22 protein-coding genes are annotated in these 23,305 nt (G+C 39.0%); all 22 read left to right on the top strand.

What is annotated here, in order from left to right; genetic code table 11:
* The 22 genes from gltS to AC3WLU_RS21790 all read left to right on the top strand — a co-directional run bounded on the left by gltS (position 1) and on the right by AC3WLU_RS21790 (position 22,673).
* Positions 1–1,194 (top strand): sodium/glutamate symporter, encoded by a 1,194-nt coding sequence (gltS, locus tag AC3WLU_RS21685; protein WP_034312856.1) that lies wholly within the window; start codon positions 1–3, stop codon positions 1,192–1,194.
* Positions 1,195–1,531: 337 nt separating this feature from the next.
* A complete protein-coding gene (locus tag AC3WLU_RS21690) occupies positions 1,532–2,146 on the top strand; it encodes a HutD/Ves family protein (RefSeq protein WP_098865459.1) in 615 nt (204 codons plus the stop codon).
* Positions 2,147–2,510: 364 nt separating this feature from the next.
* Positions 2,511–3,698, top strand: a complete 1,188-nt coding sequence (locus AC3WLU_RS21695; protein ID WP_492597902.1) for a hypothetical protein — start codon at positions 2,511–2,513, stop codon at positions 3,696–3,698.
* 17 nt (positions 3,699–3,715) lie between these two features.
* A complete protein-coding gene (locus AC3WLU_RS21700; protein WP_492597903.1) occupies positions 3,716–4,942 on the top strand; it encodes a Zn-dependent hydrolase in 1,227 nt (408 codons plus the stop codon).
* Between the two features lie 2 nt (positions 4,943–4,944).
* Positions 4,945–6,120 (top strand): amidohydrolase, encoded by a 1,176-nt coding sequence (locus AC3WLU_RS21705; protein WP_492597904.1) that lies wholly within the window; start codon positions 4,945–4,947, stop codon positions 6,118–6,120.
* A 367-nt stretch (positions 6,121–6,487) separates the two neighbouring features.
* Positions 6,488–6,973 (top strand): peptidoglycan-binding domain-containing protein, encoded by a 486-nt coding sequence (locus tag AC3WLU_RS21710; protein ID WP_492597905.1) that lies wholly within the window; start codon positions 6,488–6,490, stop codon positions 6,971–6,973.
* Between the two features lie 484 nt (positions 6,974–7,457).
* Positions 7,458–8,285 carry a MerR family transcriptional regulator gene (locus AC3WLU_RS21715; RefSeq protein ID WP_492597906.1) on the top strand — a complete coding sequence of 276 codons (828 nt, stop codon included), beginning with the start codon at positions 7,458–7,460 and terminating at the stop codon, positions 8,283–8,285.
* Between the two features lie 130 nt (positions 8,286–8,415).
* On the top strand, positions 8,416–9,903 hold the full coding sequence (locus AC3WLU_RS21720; protein WP_492597907.1) for a UbiD family decarboxylase domain-containing protein: 1,488 nt from the start codon (positions 8,416–8,418) through the stop codon (positions 9,901–9,903).
* A gap of 36 nt (positions 9,904–9,939) precedes the next feature.
* Complete coding sequence (locus tag AC3WLU_RS21725; protein WP_098865453.1) at positions 9,940–10,515, top strand: non-oxidative hydroxyarylic acid decarboxylases subunit B; 576 nt, start codon at positions 9,940–9,942, stop codon at positions 10,513–10,515.
* Positions 10,516–10,549: 34 nt separating this feature from the next.
* Complete coding sequence (locus AC3WLU_RS21730; protein ID WP_098936086.1) at positions 10,550–11,011, top strand: pyridoxamine 5'-phosphate oxidase family protein; 462 nt, start codon at positions 10,550–10,552, stop codon at positions 11,009–11,011.
* Positions 11,012–11,287: 276 nt separating this feature from the next.
* Positions 11,288–12,121, top strand: a complete 834-nt coding sequence (locus AC3WLU_RS21735; protein ID WP_492597908.1) for an alpha/beta hydrolase — start codon at positions 11,288–11,290, stop codon at positions 12,119–12,121.
* 241 nt (positions 12,122–12,362) lie between these two features.
* The gene (locus tag AC3WLU_RS21740; protein WP_492597909.1) at positions 12,363–13,049 is read left to right on the top strand and encodes a cyclase family protein; all 687 of its coding nucleotides are present in this window, start codon (positions 12,363–12,365) and stop codon (positions 13,047–13,049) included.
* 14 nt (positions 13,050–13,063) lie between these two features.
* Positions 13,064–13,783, top strand: coding sequence for a carboxymuconolactone decarboxylase family protein (locus AC3WLU_RS21745; RefSeq protein ID WP_492597910.1), 720 nt, complete (start codon positions 13,064–13,066; stop codon positions 13,781–13,783).
* Positions 13,784–13,804: 21 nt separating this feature from the next.
* Positions 13,805–14,494, top strand: coding sequence for a CoA transferase subunit A (locus AC3WLU_RS21750; RefSeq protein ID WP_492597911.1), 690 nt, complete (start codon positions 13,805–13,807; stop codon positions 14,492–14,494).
* A complete protein-coding gene (locus tag AC3WLU_RS21755; protein WP_492597912.1) occupies positions 14,487–15,119 on the top strand; it encodes a 3-oxoacid CoA-transferase subunit B in 633 nt (210 codons plus the stop codon). Before AC3WLU_RS21750 ends, AC3WLU_RS21755 begins: the two co-directional genes overlap by 8 nt.
* Before the next feature lie 20 nt (positions 15,120–15,139).
* Complete coding sequence (locus tag AC3WLU_RS21760; RefSeq protein ID WP_318290875.1) at positions 15,140–16,255, top strand: muconate cycloisomerase family protein; 1,116 nt, start codon at positions 15,140–15,142, stop codon at positions 16,253–16,255.
* Between the two features lie 75 nt (positions 16,256–16,330).
* Positions 16,331–16,669, top strand: a complete 339-nt coding sequence (locus AC3WLU_RS21765; protein WP_048687694.1) for a DUF3870 domain-containing protein — start codon at positions 16,331–16,333, stop codon at positions 16,667–16,669.
* Positions 16,670–16,673: 4 nt separating this feature from the next.
* Positions 16,674–17,867 carry a thiolase family protein gene (locus AC3WLU_RS21770; RefSeq protein WP_492597913.1) on the top strand — a complete coding sequence of 398 codons (1,194 nt, stop codon included), beginning with the start codon at positions 16,674–16,676 and terminating at the stop codon, positions 17,865–17,867.
* A 28-nt stretch (positions 17,868–17,895) separates the two neighbouring features.
* Positions 17,896–18,708: a dioxygenase family protein gene (locus AC3WLU_RS21775; protein ID WP_413004148.1), complete on the top strand. Its 813-nt coding sequence runs from the start codon at positions 17,896–17,898 to the stop codon at positions 18,706–18,708.
* Positions 18,709–18,938: 230 nt separating this feature from the next.
* Complete coding sequence (locus tag AC3WLU_RS21780; protein WP_492597914.1) at positions 18,939–20,306, top strand: MFS transporter; 1,368 nt, start codon at positions 18,939–18,941, stop codon at positions 20,304–20,306.
* Between the two features lie 192 nt (positions 20,307–20,498).
* Complete coding sequence (locus AC3WLU_RS21785) at positions 20,499–21,845, top strand: MFS transporter (RefSeq protein WP_492597915.1); 1,347 nt, start codon at positions 20,499–20,501, stop codon at positions 21,843–21,845.
* 21 nt (positions 21,846–21,866) lie between these two features.
* Positions 21,867–22,673 carry a sugar phosphate isomerase/epimerase family protein gene (locus tag AC3WLU_RS21790; protein ID WP_492597916.1) on the top strand — a complete coding sequence of 269 codons (807 nt, stop codon included), beginning with the start codon at positions 21,867–21,869 and terminating at the stop codon, positions 22,671–22,673.
* Positions 22,674–23,305 lie beyond the last annotated feature (632 nt).

The raw sequence follows: 23,305 nt of genomic DNA on the forward strand, positions 1-23,305 counted from the left end.
ATGAACATCGAGATTAATCAAACGATCACTATTTTTTTAGCGATACTGCTTTTAGCACTAGGCGGGATTATCGTTAAGAATGTCAAATTATTTAGACACTTTTGTATCCCTGCACCCGTTGTTGGGGGATTACTTTTTGCAATCGTCGCTACAAGTCTTAAAACCTTTTTAAACATAACCATTTCATTGGATACGACACTCCAGGGATTATTCATGTTAACATTTTTTACGTCCGTTGGATTGGGTGCCAGTTTCCAATTAGTGAAAGTCGGCGGTAAATTATTATTAATATATTGGTTGTTATGCGGGTTTCTGGCATTTGCTCAAAATTTAATCGGAATTTCTTTAGCACCCGTTTTTGGGATTGATCCATTGATTGGCATGATGGCAGGAGCAATTTCCATGGAAGGCGGCATAGGTGCAGCTACAGCATTTGGCGGTACGATTGAATCGCTGGGCATTCAATCTGCCCAAGCAATTGGAATAGCAGCAGCTACATTAGGATTAGTGTTTGGTGGATTAGTTGGAGGTCCCACTGTAAAGTATTTAATTAATAAACACAAATTAACACCAAGTAAAGAGGATATTGAAATTCAAGAAAAGAAAGAAATGGAAGACAAAATAGAATTAAATGTAGCTTCATTTATGAAACAAGTGTTAATACTGACATTTTGTATGGCTTTAGGTTCATATCTAGGAGAGTTATTTTCGGCAAAAACAGGTTATGTTTTACCGAACTATGTTGGAGCAATGATAGTGGCTGTAATAGTTCGGAATATTTTAGATAAAATAAACGGGAAAATTATCGAAATGCCTAGTATTAATTTTATTGGAGATATCACTTTAGGTATTTTCTTATCAATGGCTTTAATGAGTATAAAATTATGGGAAGTTGCTGACCTTGCTTTACCAATTATTTTAATTGTGGTGATACAAGTAATTTTCATTATCCTTTTAAGTATATTCATCATGTTTCGCTTTCTTGGCAAAAACTACGATGCGGCAGTTATGGTTGGAGGTTTCATCGGACATGGTATAGGGGCTACACCGAATGCTATGGCAAATATGTCAACAATCACTGCGAAATATGGACCTTCAAGTAAAGCATATTTAATCGTTCCGATAGTCGGTGCATTTCTTATTGATGTATTTGCCATGCCAATCATCATTATAAGTATTAATCTATTTAAATGATAATTTGTTATTAAATAAGGAATCAAAAAATATAGTGTTACCGAATGTTTTTGGGAATGCCAAAACATTCGGTATTGATTTTTTTATTCTGAAATTGCCCATATAGTAGGTAATTCACGATGGTTTTTCTGTATGCATTATTAATGCACCGGAAACCTATCAATTTCGCAACATCTACATGTATGTATCGTAGCGTTTCACAGCCTGATTTAGTAAGAATGCTGCTGCGATGATCAGAGGTCAGTAGAATTAAGCTCTCTTATGCATCTCTGTTAATGATATCCATCCTAGCCTAGATTGTACTGAAAAAATGTAATATTTAAAGGGGAGAAAATCATTGTCATTTTCACTAAAAATAATAAAGAAAAGTGAACAAATAACAAGTCTTTGGTCAGGTGGTAAAACAACTCAACTAGCCATTTATCCTGAAGAAGCTGATTACTCGAAGCGTGATTTCAAATGGCGGATAAGCACAGCAGAAGTCGAGGTGGACGAATCCTTATTTACTCACCTTCCAGGCATTCAGAGAATCATCATGATCCTTGATGGTAAAATGTCGCTGCAACATCAGGGAAAGCCCAGTGTGCATTTAAGCCCATTTGAACAGGATCGGTTTGATGGAGGCTGGACAACCCGCAGTATTGGGAAGGTCACTGACTTTAATTTGATGTTTGCGGAAGGATGTGAAGGTGACATCAGCACGATACATATGAATGATGGAACCCATGCGGAAGTGCTGGATAATCGGGATTCTTCGAAAAGAACCGACGCCTTCTATTGTTTTAAAGGAAGGAGTAGAATGAATATCGATGAAAAAGAGACAATTGTTTTAGAGCAAGGTGACTTAATAACTTTAAACAGAGATCATACCTCCGACAAATTAAATATAAAGTTATCAAATCACGATGACGACTCTACTGCAACAATTATTAAGGTAAGTATTTTTTATTGATAGAGAAATTCTGGGGTCCCAAAGCATCCTTCTCCTATATAAATCCGAGTTCGTTGCGCTGCAATTTACAAACTCGATTTTCATAGAGTTTGTCTACAGTCTGAGCCGTCAATAGACGGCTTTTTCTTTTTGATATTTAAAGGAGATAAAGTGTCTGTTTTAAGATTAAAATTATTTTGATATATCCAATCCCTTGATTATTCGGGAATATTTGGTGTGTGAAATTGAAATTAAAACACTTACATTTCCTATTATCTGTGTATAATTACCTGAAAATATTAAATTATCTTTTAATTCAAATGATTCAGTGTTATTATTTTATAAGAATATTCAAACTATTAAACAGGAAGGTGAGGGAACTCATATGTCACAGATGTTGGCTTTAGTTATCGTAATTCTGATTTTATTTGTAGGAGACATAGTGGCGGTTCGAACAAAAGCCTGGGTACCTTCCGTTTTCATTTCGGCGATCCTATTTCTATGTGGTTATTGGACATTCTTTCCGCAAGACATCGTTTCAATAGCAGGTGTTCCACCGGTAGTGGCAACCATGATGATGTACTTATTGATCACGAATATGGGAACATTGCTTTCAATAAGGGAATTAGTGAATCAATGGAAGACGATTGTCATCTCCATATCAGGTATTCTTGGCATTGTTGCCCTATTATTCGGAATTGGCATCTTTATTTTTGATCTGCAAACTGTCCTTGTAGCGGTTCCGCCATTAGTGGGAGGTATGGTTTCTTCAATAATCATGTCAGAAGGAGCGGCAGATGCAGGACTTACGAGCTTGTCCGTTTTTGCCATTGTTATTTATGTCATGCAAGGCTTCGCCGGATATCCTTTAACGTCAATTGTCTTGAAGAAAGAAGGGAAGAAGCTTTTGGGGCAATATCGCAATGGAAAGTTAACAGTAAAAAAGGATGAAACTGCAGCCGCTGCAGAAGGCATGACGGAACTTAGGCTGTTTAAGAAACTTCCTGAAAAATATAATACGGAGTATTTCAAATTTTTAAGACTTGCAGTTGTTGCTTTACTTGCTTACCTTGTTTCGAGTGGATTAGAGCCGATTATATCTATAAATGCATTTGTTCTTTGCTTACTATTCGGGGTTATCGGAAAAAGTATCGGTTTCTTGGAAAGACAGACACTGCAAAAAGCAAATGGATTTGGATTTGCCATCATGGCCCTTATGCTTTTCGTCTTTGATGGATTGAAAAATGCAACACCAAGTATGATGATGGAGATTCTTTACCCACTTGTTGTTTGCATTATCTTAGCTGTGATAGGTATGTATATATTCTCATTCATAGCAGGGAAATTATTAAAAGTCAGCAAAGAAATGGCCTTTGCTGTATCTTTAACAGCATTATACGGATTTCCAGCTGATTACATTATCACCAATGAAGTCGTCAATTCATTAACAAAAGATGAAAATGAAAAAGAAGCATTGCTAAGCCATATGCTGCCGCCGATGCTTGTTGGCGGATTTATATCGGTAACAATCGTGTCGGTTATTTTGGCAGGAATATTCGTACAATTCTTGTAAAATAGGAGGGATTCTAAGTGAGTCTTAGCGAACGTATAGAAAAGCAAATAAATGATTTGAGCGAATTTACATCAACACCCGGAGAAGGGACTACCCGGCTTACGTATAGCAAGGAAGACTTGCTTACACGTAATTATATAAAAAATAAAATGATGGAATACGGCCTGACAGTACAGGAAGATGGATTTGGAAATATTTTTGGAAAGCTTGATGGTACTTTAAAAGATGCACCAAGCGTTCTGTTAGGTTCACATTTTGATTCCGTACCAAATGGCGGTGCGTATGATGGACCAGCCGGTGTAATTGTCGCACTTGAAGTGGCTGGCCTTTTTGCAGAAAATCATTTAACACCTAAATACCCATTGGAAATCGTTGCCCTGATTGAAGAAGAAGGAGCTCGTTTTGGCGGAGGACTAATGGGGTCGAGAGGAATAGTGGGAACGCTAAGTGAGGAAAGTTTTAAAAATTTAAAGGATAAAGATGGTATCACCACAATTGAAGCGATGTCAAAAATTGGACTGGATTTCTCTCTTCCGAAAAGAAGAAATCCCAATAGCATTAAAGCATTTCTCGAATTGCATATAGAACAAGGTCCAATCCTTGAAGAGAAGAGTATCCCCATTGGTGTTGTAGAAGCTATTGTTGGTTTAACCCAATTTGAAGTAACCATTGAAGGAAAGGCAGGACATGCAGGCACAACCCCAATGGATCGCCGTACGGACGCATTGGTTGCTGCCTCTCAAATTATTTCTCAATTACCGAGCTTTGCAATTGAGGAAGGAGAAGGAACGGTTATCACGACAGGGCGACTAGATGTTTTACCAAATGGAGCAAATGTAATCCCAAATAAGGTGGTATTTTCGGTAGATATTCGATCAAGCAAGGAAGAACATATTAACAATGTCATCAGGCGGATGAAAGAATTAATCGAATCCTATCAGGTACAGGGGATCCATTCAACGGCGGAACAGCTGTTGTATATGCCGCCAAAGATATTGAGTAATGAGATTAAGGATTTATTAAAAGATAAAAGTTCAGATTTGGAAATTCCATACTGTTCCATTGATAGTGGTGCAGGTCATGATGCGATGGTTTTTTCCGATGTGACTGATGTTGGCATGCTTTTTGTTCCAAGTAAAGCAGGACTAAGTCATTGTCCAGAGGAATGGTCTGATGCACGTCATTTGGCAAATGGAGTGCAAATATTTTACGAAGTGGCTAAATATTTAACGGAGGTAGAATAAGAATGATTAATCAAACGATAAAAGAAGCTATTCAAAATTATAGTGATGAATTAACAGAAATACGCAGAAAACTTCATAGCGAACCTGAGTTATCATGGGAAGAAGAAAATACAACTGCCTTTGTTTGTGACTACCTTGAAAAATTAGGAATTACTTATCGAAAAGCAGAACCAACAGGTGTCATTGGAGAAATTAAAGGCGGTAAGGCTGGAAAGACCGTCGCATTAAGAGCAGATATGGACGCCCTTTCTGTAGAAGAACTAAATAAAGACTTGCCGTATGCTTCAAAGGAAGAAGGGAAAATGCATGCATGTGGTCATGATGCACACACATCCATGCTATTAATTGCAGCGAAGGCACTAAATGAAATAAAAGAAGAATTACCTGGGAATGTGCGCTTAATATTTCAACCAGCCGAAGAAGTGGCAACAGGTGCAAGGGAAATGGTTAAACAGGGGGCCGTTGAAGGTGTTGATAATGTTTTTGGCATACATATTTGGTCGCAAATGCCAACAAACAAAGTCGCTTGCACTCAAGGACCTTCATTCGCTTCAGCAGATATCTTTACCGTAACCTTTAAAGGAAGAGGGGGACATGGTGCAATGCCGCAGGACTGTATCGATGCAACCATTGTCGCCTCTTCATTCGTCATGAATGTACAGTCCGTCGTGTCAAGAACGGTCGACCCCCAAAATCCCGCTGTTTTGACAGTTGGAAAAATGGTCGTTGGCACACGTTTTAATGTCATTGCAGAAAATGCCGTCATTGAAGGGACTGTCCGTTGTTTTGATTCTAAAACACGTGACCATATTGAAAAGCAGCTCCAGATTTATGCTGAAAATGTTGCGAACATTTACGGTGCGACCGCAAAGGTTGATTACTACCGTGGCACGCAAGCTGTCATTAATGATGAATATAGTGCCAAATTAGTGCAAAAGGTGGCCTCGCAAGCGTTTGGCAAAGACGCAATATATAATGAAAAGCCAACAATGGGGGGCGAAGACTTTAGCTTCTATTTAGATGAAGTACCCGGAAGCTTCGCTTTAGTGGGATCAGGAAACCCTGAAAAGGATACGGAATGGGCGCATCATCACGGGAAATTCAACATCGACGAGGATGCGCTTGCTACCGGTGCAGAACTTTATGCCCAATATGCTTGGGCATATTTGAACGAATAACGGACTGAAAAGAAGAAGGAACTTGGGCAATTACAAAAAGTCTTTCAATGTCAGAAGGCCGCCAATTGGCGGCCTTCTGGCGTAAATGGTTAAACTTCCTCTTATGGATATCAAGGGAAATTAGAGGAAAAGAGAAGGATAATGTGTAAATAGAAATTCCTCAATTTTTTTGACTGAGTTCATTATAAAATCTTTCATGCGTAAAAACCGTTAGTCCCAGTTACGAATTTATCCTACTTATTCGATCTTTCTGGGACACTGTTTGTTTAGCAAGGACAAAACAGGACATCGGTCGGAAGGGAAAAATAAAATCTGAAGGGAAATTGTAAGGTAGTTCGGATGTACAAAAAAAGAGGGAGATGGAGCTATGAAGAAATTATTTACTAGTTTAGTAGTATTGGCAATGGCCCTTGGGGTATCTTTTTCCACCGCTTCAGCATCTGCTGGAGGTTTTCACCACCCCGAAAGCTGGGATAAGAATTCCATTTTGCGGAAGGACACTCATGGGGTGGAGGTCAGAAATATGCAGTATATCCTGAATGTCATGGGTTTTTATACAGATTCTGCAGTGGTTGACGTTGATGGTATCTTTGGACCAAAAACCGAAGCGGGAGTAAAGAAATATCAAAAAGAAAACAACTTGAAAGTGGATGGTGTGGTTGGCCCCCGGACGTGGGATAGCTTCTCGCAATATATTAAGAAGAATGGCAATGAAACATATGGAGCAGGCGGATACATGGGACTCAGAATTAAATGGAAGTACGACAATCCTTCCTATACATCGGGCTCTAAAGCCTATATTTATGGTAATGGAGATACAATAAGCGACCAATACCGATTGTATGCAAATTAAGATATAGGAAATTCCTTTCATATGAAAAACGTGTCCACAAATAGGCACGTTTTTTATTTTTTGCTTTCCCAAGTTGAATGTATTTGTAAACTCCTTTTTCCTTCTAAATAAATGCTATTCCTACCAAGAATAAGTTTAAGTCCAAAAACATAAAAGCTTGTAAAGAAGTTACTGCTGACCCGATAGTGAAAAAGTCCATAATCCTTTTGATTCATAAAAAATTAATATTATTGAATTTCACTATCTCTCTTAATGCCTACTAATGAAGATGTTGATATGCTCCATTTCGATAGAAAGGGCCGTTGAAATTCCATTCATTTTAAATGGAAAAATGGTAAAGTTAGTGGAGGGTCCTCTCCAATCGGCTGTAGTTGCCGAATGGAAGGAGGGAAATCAAAAGATTAATAAATTGAAAAATGGTTGTAGAAGTGAAGGTAAGAATTAGAGGAACTTTATAAAAAGGCTTTGCGGAGGGGGAACCCATATGGGCAATTACTTATCAATCAGTGAAATGGCTACCATTCACAGTATCTCAAGGCAAACACTCATTTATTACGATAAGATCGGTTTATTTAAACCCGTACATATAGATGAACATGGTTATCGATATTATAGTGCCGTTCAAATTCCGTTTCTAAGGGAAATTTGCTTTTTGAAGTCGATTGGCATCAAACTGAATGATATTAAGGACCATATAGGAAATCGGAATTTAACGACTGCCATGTCACTTTTGGAATTTCATCAAGAATTCATTGATAAAGAAATAAAGGCCTTGATGAATACACGTACATTCATTCAACAAAGATTAATGAAATATTCAGAAGCCAAAAATATTAAAAGTGAATTGGATACACCCATTATAGAAGAATTTCCTGAAAGGCATGTCTTATTTATACCATTTGAAAATGAATTGTGCCGAGAAGAATTACATTTAACGCTGATGAAAGCTTGGAATGTATTAAGTAAACATGAGATGCTTCCGTCAGAGGGATTTGGCACGATTATTTTAAAGGATAACCTTGGAACGCATGATGTTTTCGAGGGTGCTGGCATATATACTTCATTACCTTTTCTCGATCCTGATATGGATAATATGATGACGTTGCCTGCTGGGCAATATGCATGTGTGTATAAATATGGAATGCCATATAACATTGAGTTTTTAAATGAATTGGTTCAATGGATCCGTGAGAATCAGTATAGAATTGTAGGGGACGTCGTGGACGCTTGCTTATTGGATACGACCTTTTACGAGAATGATAATAGTGTTGATTTTTGTCAGCTGCAAATCCCTGTGGAGAAAATTACTTGAATTTTCAAATATCCATTGACTGTATAGTAGAAATACACTTTAGAATATCATTTGTAACCGATACCATATAGGTTATTTGAATTTAAATGATACATAAGATACAGATCATGAAGTGATAGGGGGATTTTTTATGTCTGAAAAAATGAACAAAGTGACAGATTTACGTTCTGCGTTGGAACTCCTGAAATCCATTCCAGGACAATTGATTGAAACGGATGAACCAGTTAATCCTCATGCTGAATTATCTGGGGTTTATCGTCATGTCGGTGCTGGCGGAACAGTAATGCGTCCAACAAAAATTGGACCTGCAATGGTTTTCAATCATGTATTGGGACATGAAGATTCAAGCGTGGTGATCGGACTTTTAGCCAGCAGGGAAAGAGTCGGCCTCATGCTGGATACAAAACCGGAGCGACTGGGATTCCTTTTAAATGAAGCTGTAAAAAATCCAATTGATCCAATCACCATTTCAAATGATAAAGCGAAAGCTCAAGAAGTGGTTCACTATGCAGAAGATCCGGATTTCGATATCAGAAAATTAATACCTGCGCCAACGAATACAGAGGAAGATGCAGGCCCGTATATCACGATAGGCATGTGCTATGCCTCCGATTCAGAAACGGGTGAATCTGATATAACGATACATCGTTTATGTTTACAAAGTAAAGATGAGATGACCATGTATTTTGTTCCTGGACGTCATTTGGAAGTTTTTCGTGAAAAGGCTGAAAAAGGAGGGAAACCGTTACCCATTTCCATTAGTATCGGTGTTGACCCTGCTATTGAAGTTGCTGCTTGTTTTGAAGCGCCAACGACTCCCCTTGGCTTTAATGAGTTGAGTGTTGCAGGGGCGATCAGGAAAGAAGCGGTAGAATTGGTCCAATGCTTGACGATAGATGAAAAGGCTATCGCGAATGCTGAATATGTAATAGAAGGGGAATTGGTTCCCGGAGTGCGTGTTCGGGAAGATCAAAACACCAATACGGGAAAAGCAATGCCAGAATTCCCTGGTTATACAGGTTCCGCTGTTGCGGAACTGCCTCTAATCAAGGTGAAAGCTGTTACGCATCGTGTCAATCCAATCATGCAAACAGTTATTGGACCAAGTGAAGAACATGTGAATATGGCTGGCATTCCAACTGAAGCAAGCATTCTGCAAATGGTGGAAAAGGCCATGCCAGGAAAATTATTGAACGTTTATGCCCATACTTCAGGGGGAGGTAAATACATGGCTGTTCTTCAATTCAAGAAAAGTCAGCCAAGTGATGAAGGGCGCCAAAGACAAGCTGCACTATTGGCGTTCTCTGCCTTTTCTGAACTGAAGCATGTATTCATAGTGGATGAAGATGTGGATCCCTTCGATAGCAATGATGTTTTATGGGCGTTAAATACTCGTTACCAAGGTGATGTTGATACGGTCTTCATTCCTGGGGTGCGCTGTCACCCGTTAGATCCTTCACAAGATCCCGCATACAGCCCTACCATTCATGAAAAGGGTATTTCCTGTAAAACGATATTTGACTGTACAGTACCATTTCATTTAAAAGATGAATTTAAAAGGTCTGAATTTAAAGAGGTGGATCCAAGTCGATTTATTCCTGGATTTTCCAATTCATAAGTTTCGATTCAATGACTAATGTAAGGAGGGGAATTAATGAAAATCATTGTTGGGATAACAGGAGCGACTGGAGCCATTTTTGGAATTAGGATTCTTCAGATGCTTAAAAGCAGTGAAGTGGAGACCCATTTAATCATGTCCCCGTGGGCGCATGCCACCATTCAACATGAAACATCTTATTCTGTTAAAGACGTGGAGGGATTAGCTGATCATTCCTATTCTTACAAAGATCAAGCAGCAAGAATATCAAGTGGATCTTATCGGATTGATGGCATGATCGTAGCACCTTGCAGTATGAAAACGCTAGCTTCCATCCGCATGGGACTAGCGGATAATTTATTAACGCGATCTGCTGACGTCATGTTGAAGGAAAGAAAAAAATTATTACTAATGACTAGAGAAACCCCTCTGAATACGATTCATTTAGAGAATATGACGGCGCTTTCCAAAATGGGGACTATTATATTCCCTCCGATGCCAGCGTTCTATAATCATCCTGAGAATGTTAACGATATCATTGACCACCTTGCTTATAGGGCGTTAGATCAATTTGAAATCGATACTCACGGTGCGAAACGGTGGGACGGAATGAAATATCGCACCAAAATATAACGGATTGCTAGTGAAGTAGGGAAAAAGGTGGGAAATGAATGGTATGGAAATGTCAGTAGAAGTTTTTGACTTGTTAAATGGTAAAGAGCTTGTCGACAAGCAGCATGAAGCCATGATGCTGTTGACGGTAAGTGAAGAAGGATGGCCGCATACTGCAATGATAAGCGTAGGTGAGATCGTAGCGATAAGCAGGAAGGAATTAAGGATTGGCCTATGGCCGGATACTTCGACTACTGCCAATGTCATTCGTACCCATAAAGCTACACTGGTTTTGTTTTGGAAAGGTAAAGCACAATATATCAGACTCTCATTAGAGAGATTAAAAGAGCTGCCAAATGCCCAATACAAAAGAGAAAGATTCCACGCCAAAATAATAGAGGCACGGGAGGATATGGCTAAGTATGCTGAAATAACCTCTGGAATTAAAATCGACTTGAAAAACCCTAAAGAAGTTGTTGAACGTTGGAGTGAGACCGTAGAGGACCTCCTTCAATAAAAACCCCAGACATCGACTTTAAGTTACTGGGAAATCGAAATTATCAAATAATAATTGTAAAAATCCGAACTTCATGTAAAATGGAATCATTACATGTATTTATAACTTGCCTATTCATTAACCATTAAAAAAAGCCCTTTTTTAATGAAAATTAATGAACTGACTGGCTATCTTAATTTCTCGATCAAGTTACCTTGATGGTGAAGTTAAGATAGCTTTTTTTATTAAATATGCTGGCTGGTTTATGTTAATAATCATGAAAAGGGGAATGTCACTATGGAAATGTATGTAAAGGAATTGGGGAACAAAAGAATTCAAATTGCAGATTATCCTGGAGAGAAAGGGCCAATCATCGCCATACATGGTTTAACGGGTAATCATAAGCAAATGGATTATTATGCAGAAATGTTAAAGGGCGAGTACAGAGTCATCTCGATTGACTTGAGAGGGAGGGGAAATAGTTCGAGGGCAGATGTACAGTCTTCTCTTTTTAAACATGCAGAAGATGTAATTGAGTTAATTCAAGAATTAAAGATTAATAACCCGATCTTGATCGGGTATTCAATGGGAGCCTTCATCTCAAGCGTTGTAGCCAGCAAATTAACCTCGGTAAAGGCCCTGATATTATTGGATGGTGCGGCCAATTGCTCTCAACAACAAAGGGACATCGTACAACCTTCTCTAGGCCGATTAAGTAAAGAATATGAATCTCAAGAAATCTATATTGCAGAAATTAAGGAAATCTATAGCCGTTTGGGTATCAAATGGACGGATCATCTGCAAAGTGTAGCGGAGTATGAGGTACATGAAGTGGATGGTCATTGGGAGAATAAATCAACAGAAGACAGCGTTCTTAGAGATTTCGATAGTTTTTATTCTTTTGTCCCTAAAGAGGTTTGTCGACTAATTTCCTGTAAAACGTTATTGGTGTATGCCAGTGGGGAAATAGGGGATTTTCCCCCTTTATTTTATGAAGAAGCCTATGATGATACGAAGAAATATACACCTGATATTGAAACGAGCGTTTCAACTTGTAACCACTATACAATGGTGTTTGAAAATAGGGCGGAGATCAACAAAGAGATAAAGTCTTTCTTAAAAAGAATTTGATTTTTTTGAAGATATTTTTTAAAAAAATATTGAAATTAACAGAAAATAGTGTAATATTATGAATATATAAAAAACTTAATTATTGCCTATTCATTAGCTATTAAAAAATAACCTTTTTTAATAACAACTAGTGAACAACTGGCTACCTTAAACAGCTGCTGTCAATTATTGATAGTAATGTTTAGGGTAGCCATTTTTGTCGTGATAATGTAAACGCTTAATGAATTTGGGGGTTTTATTGTTGAAAATCATTGATTTAACATTGGAACTTTACGATGGTCTAGTTACAAATAATGATTTACCTGCAATAGGCATTAAAGATGAACCTCTTGAACAAAAGGGGAAATCTGATTCACTTCCTAAAGGCTGCCGTTCCAAGTTGATTTCTTTTTCTGACCATAGTGGGACACATGTCGATGTGCCTTCACATTACTTTGAAAACGGGGAGTCGGTTGAAAACATCAATCTGGAGAATATGTTTGGGGATGCCCTCATACTGGATGTAAGCATGTTAAAAGCGACACATGAACCGGTTACGAAAGCTTTACTTGAAGAGGCGGAACGCAGGCAGGGGGTGTATGTAGAAAAAAACGATATCGTCCTCATCAGGACATGGGGGAAATCATGGGGGGAAGAAGGCTTTTTTGAAGCGCAGGCATTAGATGATAGTGTGGCCCAATGGTTTATTGAAAAGCAAATACATATTGTCGGGTTGGATTTGCCCAATGCCGATTTGAACGAGGATTCAGAAAGCGGAATTCATCAAAAATTACTGAACAATGATATATATATCGTTGAAAATCTAGTGAATCTTGAAAAATTACCCAAGCATTCCCGTTTTCTTTTCTTCGGGATCCCTTTAAAGCTAAAAAATGCAACAGCTTCACCTATAAGAGCACTATCGATACTTGACTCTCAATTAATTTAAAGAGGTGCAGACGAATGAGCGAAGGATTATTGTATTTCAAGGAAGTATATGATGTGGTACCAGGCTGGGTACAAAAAATGCACGATTTTAGCCCTAATGCACTTGATCACTATACCAACTTGCGAAGTAACATCATGCAAGAGGGAGCCTTGACGAAGAAGGAGAAAGATATATTACTGGTCGGCATGAATGCTGCGAGGTTGTATGAACGGAGTATGGTTTACCATACAAAAGGGGCAATGGATGGTGGAGCAACATTACCGGAACTGGTGGAATACCTAATAGTTTCATACTTATATAACGGAACTAAGGCATTAAAAGCTGGGATAAAGTCATTGGAATATGCCCTTGAACTTAAAGGGATTCGATATCCTGAAGGAAGTGGCCATAAAGAAACAACAGAAGAAATCCTGTTGTATATGATGGAGTTATTAGGTGATGAGGAAACGGGATTCGTCTCGAATGTTTTGAATCTGGTTAAATCCGAAGACCAAAACTCTCTTAAAGATTATATATTAAGTGATTCAGTGGTTTCAAAAAGGCTAAAACATCTTCTGATGACAGGAATATTCATTACAGAATTAAAAGGGGAACAGGTTGGGGAATGGATGGAGGCGGCAAGGTTAAATGGGGCCTCGGAAGAACAATTAGCTGAAGTGGGTCTGATTTGCTTATTGACGGCTGGAATACCTGCTTGGTTTGAGGCAAGCGATTCATTGATTGAAAATAAGTAACGTGAGATTGGTGGGGAAAACATGACGAAAGTACATCAAGATATAGAAGCAGCTTTATCTTGTGTGAAGAACGGTCATACATTAATGGTAGGTGGATTTGGCTTGATCGGGGCCCCTCTTACGTTAATAGATGGATTGGCCAAAAAGGATGTAGCAGGCTTGACCGTAATCAGCAACAATTTTGGCGAGAAAGGGAAAGGTCTGGGAGCTCTCCTAAGCCAGAAGAAAATAAAAAAAGCGATCGGTTCTTATTTTACAAGTAATCGTGAAATTGGGGAGTTTTACCAACGTGGCGAAATAGAGTTAGAACTATTACCACAGGGAACATTAGCTGAATCCATTCGTGCTGGCGGTGCAGGCATAGGCGGTTACTATACGAAAACAGGTGTAGGGACCGATTTAGCTAAAGGAAAAGAAGAAAGGGAAATAAATGGGGCTACATATATTTTTGAACCTGCCATAAGAGCAAATGTAGCTTTAATCAGGGCGTGGAAGGCAGATACACTTGGTAATCTTGTTTATTATAAAACGGCTCGAAACTTTAATCCGGCTATGGCAACAGCCGCAGATGTCGTAATTGCAGAAGTGGATGAGATAGTTGAACCTGGAGAACTTTCGCCAGAGGAGATTGTAACACCGCATCTATTCGTCGATGGAATCATTAAGGCAAAGAAAATCCTGACGAAGGAAGGTGTGAAAGATTATGGGTGACAAAGAATTCATGCAAAATATGATAGCAAGACGCGCGGCAAAAGAATTGACGGGTCCTTGTATAGTGAACCTTGGAATCGGGATTCCGACCTTAGTTGCAAAGTACATTGATGATGAAAATATTTTTTTCCATACGGAAAATGGATTGTTGGGAGTTGCTGATGTAGCGGAAGATGAAATCGATCCCAATTTAGTCAATGCAGGCAAGTTACCAGTAGCGCAATCGATTGGGGCATCATTCTTTAATAGTGCAGAATCGTTTGCAATGATCCGTGGAGGTCACATTGATGTTGCCATCTTAGGTGTTTTGCAGGTAGGTCAAACCGGTGAAATTGCAAATTGGGCGGTACCAGGCAAGAATATCATGGGTGTTGGAGGAGCGATGGACCTGTTGGTTGGCGCCAAAAAAGTGATCGTGACCATGACACATACAAGTAAGGAGGGTAAAAGTAAAGTTTTAAAGAAATGCACCTACCCGATTACTTCCACTAGAAGCGTTGACATGATCATCACCGAGTTGGCTGTCTTTGAAGTTATTGACAAACAGTTGAAATTGATTCAATTGATGCCCGGTGTAACGATCGAAGAAGTAAGAGCAAAAACAGAAGCGGATTTTATCTATTAAATGTTAAAAAGGTGGATTAAATGAAAATACGTTCAGTAGAAGTATACATTATTGATTTACCCACAATTCGTCCTCATCAGCTTGCCATGCATACGATTGTGGAACAAACGATCATTCTTGCCCGTGTCATGGATGAAGAAGGCGCGGAAGGTTGGGCAGAGGTGGCGACAATAGGCGGGGCTTCATATGGTGAGGGGACGCCCGAGGCGATAAAAGTGAATATTGATACATATATCGCCCCGCTTATCATTGGTAAAAACCCCGTCCATTATGACAAAATCATGCATGAAGTTTCACTCAATGTTAGAGGAAATAATTTTGCGAAGGCTGTCGTTGAATCAGCCATGGTGGATTTGGTAGCCAGAAGAAGAAACATCCCTGCTTATGAATTATTCGGTGGACAAATTCATAAATCATTGCCGGTGGCATGGACTTTAGCAAGTGGGGATACAAATAAAGATATCGAAGAAGCGAAAGAATCCTTACATCAAAAACGTCATAATATCTTTAAATTGAAAATTGGCAAAGGGAATCCATATAAGAATGTGGAGCATGTATTGAAAATTATTGAAGCCGTGGGAGATCAAGCACGCATTACGGTTGATGTTAATCAGGCATGGGATGAAACAACGGCTACGTATTGCATTGAAGCTTTACAGGAAGGCGGGGTTTCCATGGTCGAACAGCCGCTGCCAGCTTGGGATAATGAAGGGATGTCAAGATTGACCGATCGTTTTAAGGTCCCGATCATGGCCGATGAGTCATTGAATTCTTTACAAGATTCATTCCAAATAGCTAAACATAGAGCAGGTAATTCGTTCGCCTTGAAAATATGTAAACATGGCGGGATGACCCAGACGAAAAAAGTGGCTGCAATTGCTGAAGGTGTAGGTTTTGGTTTGTATGGGGGAACGATGATTGAATCATCATTAGGCACGGCCATTTGTGCCCAACTTTATTCAACCATTCCCAAATTTGAATTCGGTACTGAATTATTTGGTCCGTTACTTTTTAAAGAAAATATTACGCTAAACGAAATAAAATATGAGAATTATGAAATAATCATCCCGGATGGTCCAGGATTTGGCATGGAGATAGATATGGAAAAAGTAAAACATTTTTCAAGAGGTCTTTAATTAATATAAACTGGAAAGGGGATTATGGAAAACCCACTAGTTTATGCAAGTAATCTTGAGAGGATGTAGTTTTATATGGGACAGCCAACATTATTAATCACCGCCTATGCGAAGGCGCCGCAAAATACGAGCATGTATGAAAATTATAAATACGCTGGGATGGTATTGGAAATTCACAAGGAAAGTCACATCATCATTAATGCAGAATTTACGTTTTTAACAACATTGGCCCAGGATTTTTTTAAGCGAATGATAGTTGGTTTTGATTTTAGTAAAGATATTGATTCTTTAATAGAGAATATTAAAACGGACTTTTTAGCTCCATCGCAGCAGTCGGTGATTGTTGCCCTGAAAATAGCTCACCAGAGATATAAGGATAGTTTAGAAGAAAGAAATAAAAATAGCAGGAGGTAGAAAATTGAGCAATGTAGTTATTATAGACTCGGTTCGCACCGCTATAGGGAAATTAGGGGGAGCATTGGAAAATGTTCCTGCCGATTTCCTGGCAGCTGCTGTCCTTGATGAAGTGATCCAGAGAGCGGATATTCCTAAAGAGAGTATTGATGAAGTGATCATGGGACAAGCCAAACAAAGTTCAGACGCGTCGAATTTGGCAAGAGTTGCATCACTCCGGGCAGGATTTCCTGTGGAAGTACCAGGTTATACCGTACACAGACAATGCGGATCCGGTATCCAGGCAATCAATTCTGCCAGTCAACAAATACAAAGCGGATTAGGAGATGTAATCATTGCAGGCGGAGCGGAATCAATGAGCACGGCCCCATACTATATGAGAAATATCCGTTTTGGATTGAAATCAGGGAATGGACAGTTATTGGACCCGAATACGGAAAGCCAGCCAGGATCACAGCCCATTGAAGATTACGGAATGTTAACGATGGGAATGACAGCAGAAAATCTCGCTGAAAAATATTCCATTTCAAGGACTGAACAAGATGAATTTGCTTTAAGGAGCCAAGAAAATGCAAGACGGGCAATTTCTACTGAAATATTCACGAAAGAGATCGTTCCCTATCAAATCAAAACGAAAAAAGGGGTAATGGAATTTAATGCGGATGAGCACCCAAGAGAAACCAGTCTGGAAAAGTTGGCTGATTTAAAACCGGTTTTCAAGAAAAATGGAACGGTGACCGCTGGAAATAGCAGTGGAAGAAATGATGGTGCATCCGCTCTGATACTAATGTCGGAAGAAGCAGCAAAAAGGCATGGTAAAAAGCCGAAAGCAAGAGTGATCGCTCAAGCGGCAGCAGGCGTATCTCCGAACTTCATGGGGCTGGGGCCTGTCAACTCTACCTTGAAAGCGCTTCAAATGTCAGGGCTGAAACTGGATGATATTGATTTAATAGAACTGAACGAGGCCTTTTCTGCACAAGCTTTGGCAGTTATCAAAGAATTGAAGCTTGATATGAATAAGGTGAATCCTAACGGCGGTGCCATTGCCATGGGACATCCAATTGGTGCCACTGGTGCAATCTTAGCAACCAAATTGATACATGAGTTAGAAAGAACCGGAAAAAGATATGGGCTAGTCACACTATGTATAGCAGGTGGATTAGGAATCAGTACCATCATTGAAAATCAACAAATATAAAAACTTTTAAAAAATTGGAGGAAGTATTATGAAGAATCAAAAAGTAATCGACGTTTATAATGGATTGGTAGTCAAATTCAAGGAATTAGTTAGTGAATATGAAATAGATCATAATGACTATCAAGCTCTTGTTGATTGGATGGATCAATTAGGCAGGGCAGGGGAAATTCCGTTATTTATGGATGTTTTCTTTGAAACGCATGCACTTCAGGAAATGTATAAAAGCGTAAAAGGAACGGAACCTACTATTCTAGGACCATATTACATTGAAAATACGCCAGTCGTTCAAAATCCCGGAATGCTGCCACAACGAGAAAATGAACCAGGTGACGCCCTTTACTTTTCAGGATCTGTTAAAGATGTTAATGGAAATCCGTTGGCAAATACCAAAATCGATATGTGGCAGGCTGATGCAAATGGTGAATACTCCTATTTTGCTGAAGGTATTCCAAATGATAATTTACGTGGTGTTTTTTATACGGATGAGAATGGTAATTTTGAAATAAAAACAGTTGTACCGGGTAATTATTCAATTCCAACAGATGGACCTTCCGGACAATTCTTAAAGTGGATCGATCATCATGCATTTCGTCCAGCACATTTACATCTCTTGTTCCAACCGGAAAATGGCGATAGATTAGTAACGCAAATATATTTCGAAGGCGATGAATATTTAGAAAATGATGTTGCACAAGGTGTTCGCGGAAGCTTAATTACGAAGTTAGAAAAACATTCAGGTGCAGAAAAAGGATTGAAAAATGATTATTATACGGCTCATTTAGATTTTGAACTAAGATTGCAAGATAAACCTGTTTTCAATAAAGCTGTTGTAAAAAACTAATCTTCGCTAAGAATATGAAAGCAAAGAATCTAGAAAAAAAGGGTAGTTTCCTTAGTAAATATATCTTTTAAACGAAAGTGTCTAAGTGGGTAATAAAAATAAAAAAAATGGTTTGTTGAACAATTCCAATCTTCATTATCTGATTTTTTGAAAACTTTCCGAGTTCCTATTTTGGAACTCGGAAAAATAAATTCGTAACGGATATTATTTAAAATGATGGGAGGCGGAAAATGCGTAGTGTAATTGCTTCGGATATCATTGCTGTCAGTAAATTTAACCGCTTTCATTTACTTGTTTTTCTTTGGTGTTTTTATGCCATAGCTTTCGACGGGTATGATATTGCGATGTATGGTGTGGGTTTGCCTTGGATGATGGAAGAGTGGGATTTAACTTCCATTCAGGCAGGGGCAGTCGGCAGTTATTCCTTATTCGGCATGATGATGGGGGCCCTGATTTTAGCACCGATCGCAGATAAATTTGGCCGGAAGAATGTTCTCGTCATTTGCATGATTTTGTTCAGCGTATTTACCTTGGGGGCAGGGATTGCACCCAACCTCACATGGTTTACCGTCATGCGTTTCATAGCGGCAATAGGCATGGGAGCTTTGATGCCGAATGTTATATCGCTAATGACTGAATATTCCCCAAAACAAAATCGGGCCATCATTGTAGCTGCGATGTATTGTGGCTATTCAATCGGTGGAATCATGGCATCGTTAGTGGGAATGTATATCATTCCTTTTACGGATTGGCGTGTATTATACTTTATTGGGATTTTGCCATTACTTACACTTCCAATATTCATGAAGCAGTTTCCTGAATCCCTTTCCTACTATCTAGCAAAAAAGGAATTTGGTAAGGTTGTTGAAATCCTTAATAAGGTCAAACCAGAAGGGGATTTTAAAGAAACTGACGATTTCAGGCTTAGTGAAGCTGAACAGAGGAGGAAAGGATCTCCAGTAAAAAAACTATTCACGAATAAACGGGCATTCAGCACGATTTCCATATGGATGGCTGTGTTCTGTACATTGATGATGGCTTACGGATTAAATACATGGCTTCCAAAAATGATGCAGGATTCCGGATTCAGTATCACCTCAAGCCTATCATTTAACCTGGTTTTATGCCTTGGTCAAATAGGAGGCTCATTAATCGGCGGTTATTATGCGGGGAAAATTGGGCATCGTAAAATTCTTGTTACACTATTCTTTTTAGGGGCCGTTACCTTTGTCGCATTGAGCGCTACGACTAATACCATCGGAGTATATTTACTTATTTTTATGGGGGGTGCATGTACTGTTGGTGCCATGAACTTAGCCAATCCGTATATCACAGAATATTACCCCCGTGAAATCCGTACGACGGGAATGGGCTATTCGCAAGCTATAGGCAGGATTGGCTCCATTCTCGCTCCTACTTTAATTGCCTTTCTTCTGTCAACAGGCATGGATCCGAAGGTGGCTTTTGCTACATTTGCCCTGCCAAGTATCATCGCAGCGGTCGGTTATATTCTGGTCCAAGAAAAACATGGATCTTTTGACAGGGTAGTCAAGGAGGACACTGAAGAGGTAGAATCAGAGAAGACTGTAACTATATAAAGAAATGATTCACAATTCGGAATACAATCCCCTTGTTTGTTTAACTTTGCAACAAGGGGATCTGCAATTCAATGTTTCTAGGGAAACTCAGATTGATAAGTGATAGCAGGAAACATATAAGCATTTATGAAATTTCAATAGAATTAGTAGAACGATGTACTAATATTGGGCATTAGGTTAGGGGGAAAAATATTGAGCTCAGAATTAAAGGCAATAATAGACGATCGCACATCGGAACTGGTAACGGATAGATCAAAAAAAGGAAAACCGAGAACTGTTCGATGGTTCATCTTATCTCTCATTGCTTTAGTCACTTGTATTAATTACATTGACCGTGCCATCATTTCGCTTGCAGCTCCGAATATTCAATCCGATTTACATATTGATCCGGCTATGATGGGAATCATATTTTCTGTATTTGGCTGGAGCTATACCTTTTCGATGCTATTCAGCGGCTATTTTCTTGATAGATTCGGTCCTAGGAAGGTATACACGGTTTCCCTCGTTTTATGGTCTGTATTTACATTCATGGTAGGAACCGCGAAAAATATATCGTCACTTATTACATATCGCATAGGGCTTGGTGCCTTTGAATCTCCCTCCATACCTACTAATACCTGGTGTGTATCCGAGTGGTTTCCTAAAAAAGAACGTGCCACTGCTGTAGGGATTTATACGGGTACCCAATATATTGGGCTAGCCTTCCTGACTCCAGTTTTTACTTGGATCATCATAACCTTTGGCTGGAATTACCTGTTTTATATCGCCGGAATTATTGGGATTCTTATTGGATTTGTTTGGTATGGATTCTATCGGAACCCTAGGGAACATAAGCGGATTTCTCAGGAAGAGCTAAATTATATCAAAGAAGGCGGAGGAATGATCGGAACTGAAGAGAAGCATCCTTTCTCCTGGAAACGAATAGGCCAACTGCTTAAACACCGTCAAATTTGGGGAATGTTCATCGGGCAATTTTCCATTCAAACCACTTTGTTTTTCTTTATGACTTGGTTTCCATCCTATTTGATTGATGAAAAGGGAATGACGATGTTAAAAACTGGCATTTATGCGAGTATCCCATACATTGTTGCCATATTAGGAACTCTCATTGGCGGCCGATGTTCCGATTGGATGCTGACTCGCGGTATATCAACAGGATTGGCACGTAAACTTCCCATTATAGTCGGATTGTTATTGTCTTGTTTGATTCTTGGGGGAAATTATACGGATTCACCAAACATAGTCATCACCTTTATGGCGATAGCATTCTTTGGACAGGGGATGGCATCAACAGTTACCGGTGCCCTTTTAGCTGATATTGCGCCGAAAGGAATGGTGGGCCTAACGGGCTCCTCACTATATTTCGTAGCTAACATTGGCGGGGCTTTATCGCCGTTAATCGTCGGTTTAATCATTAGTGCGACACATTCTTATGCTGCAGCGCTAACTTTCATATCCGTAGTGGCCCTAATTGGCGCTTTTGCTTATATCTTTCTTATCGGAAAAGTCCAGCGGATAGAAATCACAATGAAAAAATAAATGGAGAAAGGCGGAATTACATTGAAACTGAGTTTATGCACGACAGGATTTAAAGAATGGGACATAGAGGAAATAATAAATTGGCTGCTTCCTTTGCAAGCGGATGTTAAAGGACTTGAATTATGGAATAAGCATATAGAGCGATTTCAGGAGAAGCACGGACCACTGGACAAATTAGCCAAATTACTTGAAACCAATGATCTACAAATACCTTCCATAAGTGGATATACGACTTTTTCGAAACTATGGAACCAAAAAGAACATCAAAACGAAATCAATCAAGCAAGAAAATTGTTAGATATGGCTCATCAATTAAACTGCCCATTAATACGGACATTCGCAGGCCATATTGCATCAAGGAATGCCTCACCAGAGCAATGGTCGGAAACGGCTACCGAATTAAATAAATTAGGGCAAATGGCAGATTTATATGGAGTGGATGTAGCAATAGAAATTCACTATGACTCTTTTGCCGATAACCTAGAAGCCATTCATAAGCTTTTAGAAAATATCAACCATCCACGGATAAAACTGATATTTGATGGTGCTAACTTATACGTTGATCAATTGAATCCGAAGGAGGTATTGGAATCCATCTTCCCCCATGTCAGCCATGTACATTTAAAAAATTATCACTACAATCATAAAGAGCGTTATAAAAACAAACCAGCACCCATTTTTAGTGGGGACGTTGACAATCTTCGTTTACTTGAAGAATTGAGAAAGCGAAATTATACAGGCTTTGTTTCTCTGGAATATTTCGGCCAGGAAGGAATGCCAAACTTGCTTGCCTCAATAGAACAATGGAAACAACAACTGACATATTGATTCTTTTGGGTATTTGAGATGAAGATCAATGGTGGGAATTCAACTTTTATTTAAATGATTTTGGACGATTCCGAATTCTCTATGGAAAGAACCGCGACAAATGGATTTAAAAAGGATTCCACCGGTACATGGGAGCTGCATAATTGACAGCTCTTATGATGCTAAAATAATTGAACAATTGAAGTATTTAGTGAAAGCTGCCGTATTTGGTGGCTTTTCATTATAATTGTGTTTTAATCAAATCTCTGGGGAATTGTAAAATGGTTGTGTGCGACACTATCAACTATATGGACCGAGAGAACCTGGTGTGGCAGGTACCACTCTTCAGCAAGAATTAGGGCTAACTTCAACATGGCAGTAGCCTCTTCTGTAATCCAAGATGAATATATTAAATTTAAAATTTATGTATGGTGCCCTTATTAGCAAGGCTCAAGGTTGTAAAAAAGAATAATAAACTGTTTCCTATCTAGGGATGTAAGCGTTTTATTTGAACTCCATAAATTAATAAAATCACCGGTAAATTTGATCCATTATAATAAGATACTTACTCAATTAATTGATTAGGTTTAGTTCAAGAGCGTTATGACCCAAAAATGAGTATATAGGATCATCCAGCAGAAGGGAAGACTTCA

Source organism: Peribacillus sp. FW305-BF15, from assembly GCF_058783805.1.

Excerpts from the sequence above, each read along its gene's own strand:
- AC3WLU_RS21725 (WP_098865453.1), top strand. The coding sequence starts at position 9,940 with ATGAAAATCATTGTTGGGATAACAGGAGCGACTGGAGCCATTTTTGGA.
- AC3WLU_RS21750 (WP_492597911.1), top strand. The coding sequence starts at position 13,805 with ATGACGAAAGTACATCAAGATATAGAAGCAGCTTTATCTTGTGTGAAG.
- AC3WLU_RS21705 (WP_492597904.1), top strand. The coding sequence starts at position 4,945 with ATGATTAATCAAACGATAAAAGAAGCTATTCAAAATTATAGTGATGAA.
- AC3WLU_RS21730 (WP_098936086.1), top strand. The coding sequence starts at position 10,550 with ATGAATGGTATGGAAATGTCAGTAGAAGTTTTTGACTTGTTAAATGGT.
- AC3WLU_RS21710 (WP_492597905.1), top strand. The coding sequence starts at position 6,488 with ATGAAGAAATTATTTACTAGTTTAGTAGTATTGGCAATGGCCCTTGGG.
- AC3WLU_RS21765 (WP_048687694.1), top strand. The coding sequence starts at position 16,331 with ATGGGACAGCCAACATTATTAATCACCGCCTATGCGAAGGCGCCGCAA.
- AC3WLU_RS21715 (WP_492597906.1), top strand. The coding sequence starts at position 7,458 with ATGGGCAATTACTTATCAATCAGTGAAATGGCTACCATTCACAGTATC.
- gltS (WP_034312856.1), top strand. The coding sequence starts at position 1 with ATGAACATCGAGATTAATCAAACGATCACTATTTTTTTAGCGATACTG.
- AC3WLU_RS21775 (WP_413004148.1), top strand. The coding sequence starts at position 17,896 with ATGAAGAATCAAAAAGTAATCGACGTTTATAATGGATTGGTAGTCAAA.
- AC3WLU_RS21695 (WP_492597902.1), top strand. The coding sequence starts at position 2,511 with ATGTCACAGATGTTGGCTTTAGTTATCGTAATTCTGATTTTATTTGTA.
- AC3WLU_RS21735 (WP_492597908.1), top strand. The coding sequence starts at position 11,288 with ATGGAAATGTATGTAAAGGAATTGGGGAACAAAAGAATTCAAATTGCA.
- AC3WLU_RS21760 (WP_318290875.1), top strand. The coding sequence starts at position 15,140 with ATGAAAATACGTTCAGTAGAAGTATACATTATTGATTTACCCACAATT.
- AC3WLU_RS21755 (WP_492597912.1), top strand. The coding sequence starts at position 14,487 with ATGGGTGACAAAGAATTCATGCAAAATATGATAGCAAGACGCGCGGCA.
- AC3WLU_RS21745 (WP_492597910.1), top strand. The coding sequence starts at position 13,064 with ATGAGCGAAGGATTATTGTATTTCAAGGAAGTATATGATGTGGTACCA.
- AC3WLU_RS21720 (WP_492597907.1), top strand. The coding sequence starts at position 8,416 with ATGTCTGAAAAAATGAACAAAGTGACAGATTTACGTTCTGCGTTGGAA.
- AC3WLU_RS21780 (WP_492597914.1), top strand. The coding sequence starts at position 18,939 with ATGCGTAGTGTAATTGCTTCGGATATCATTGCTGTCAGTAAATTTAAC.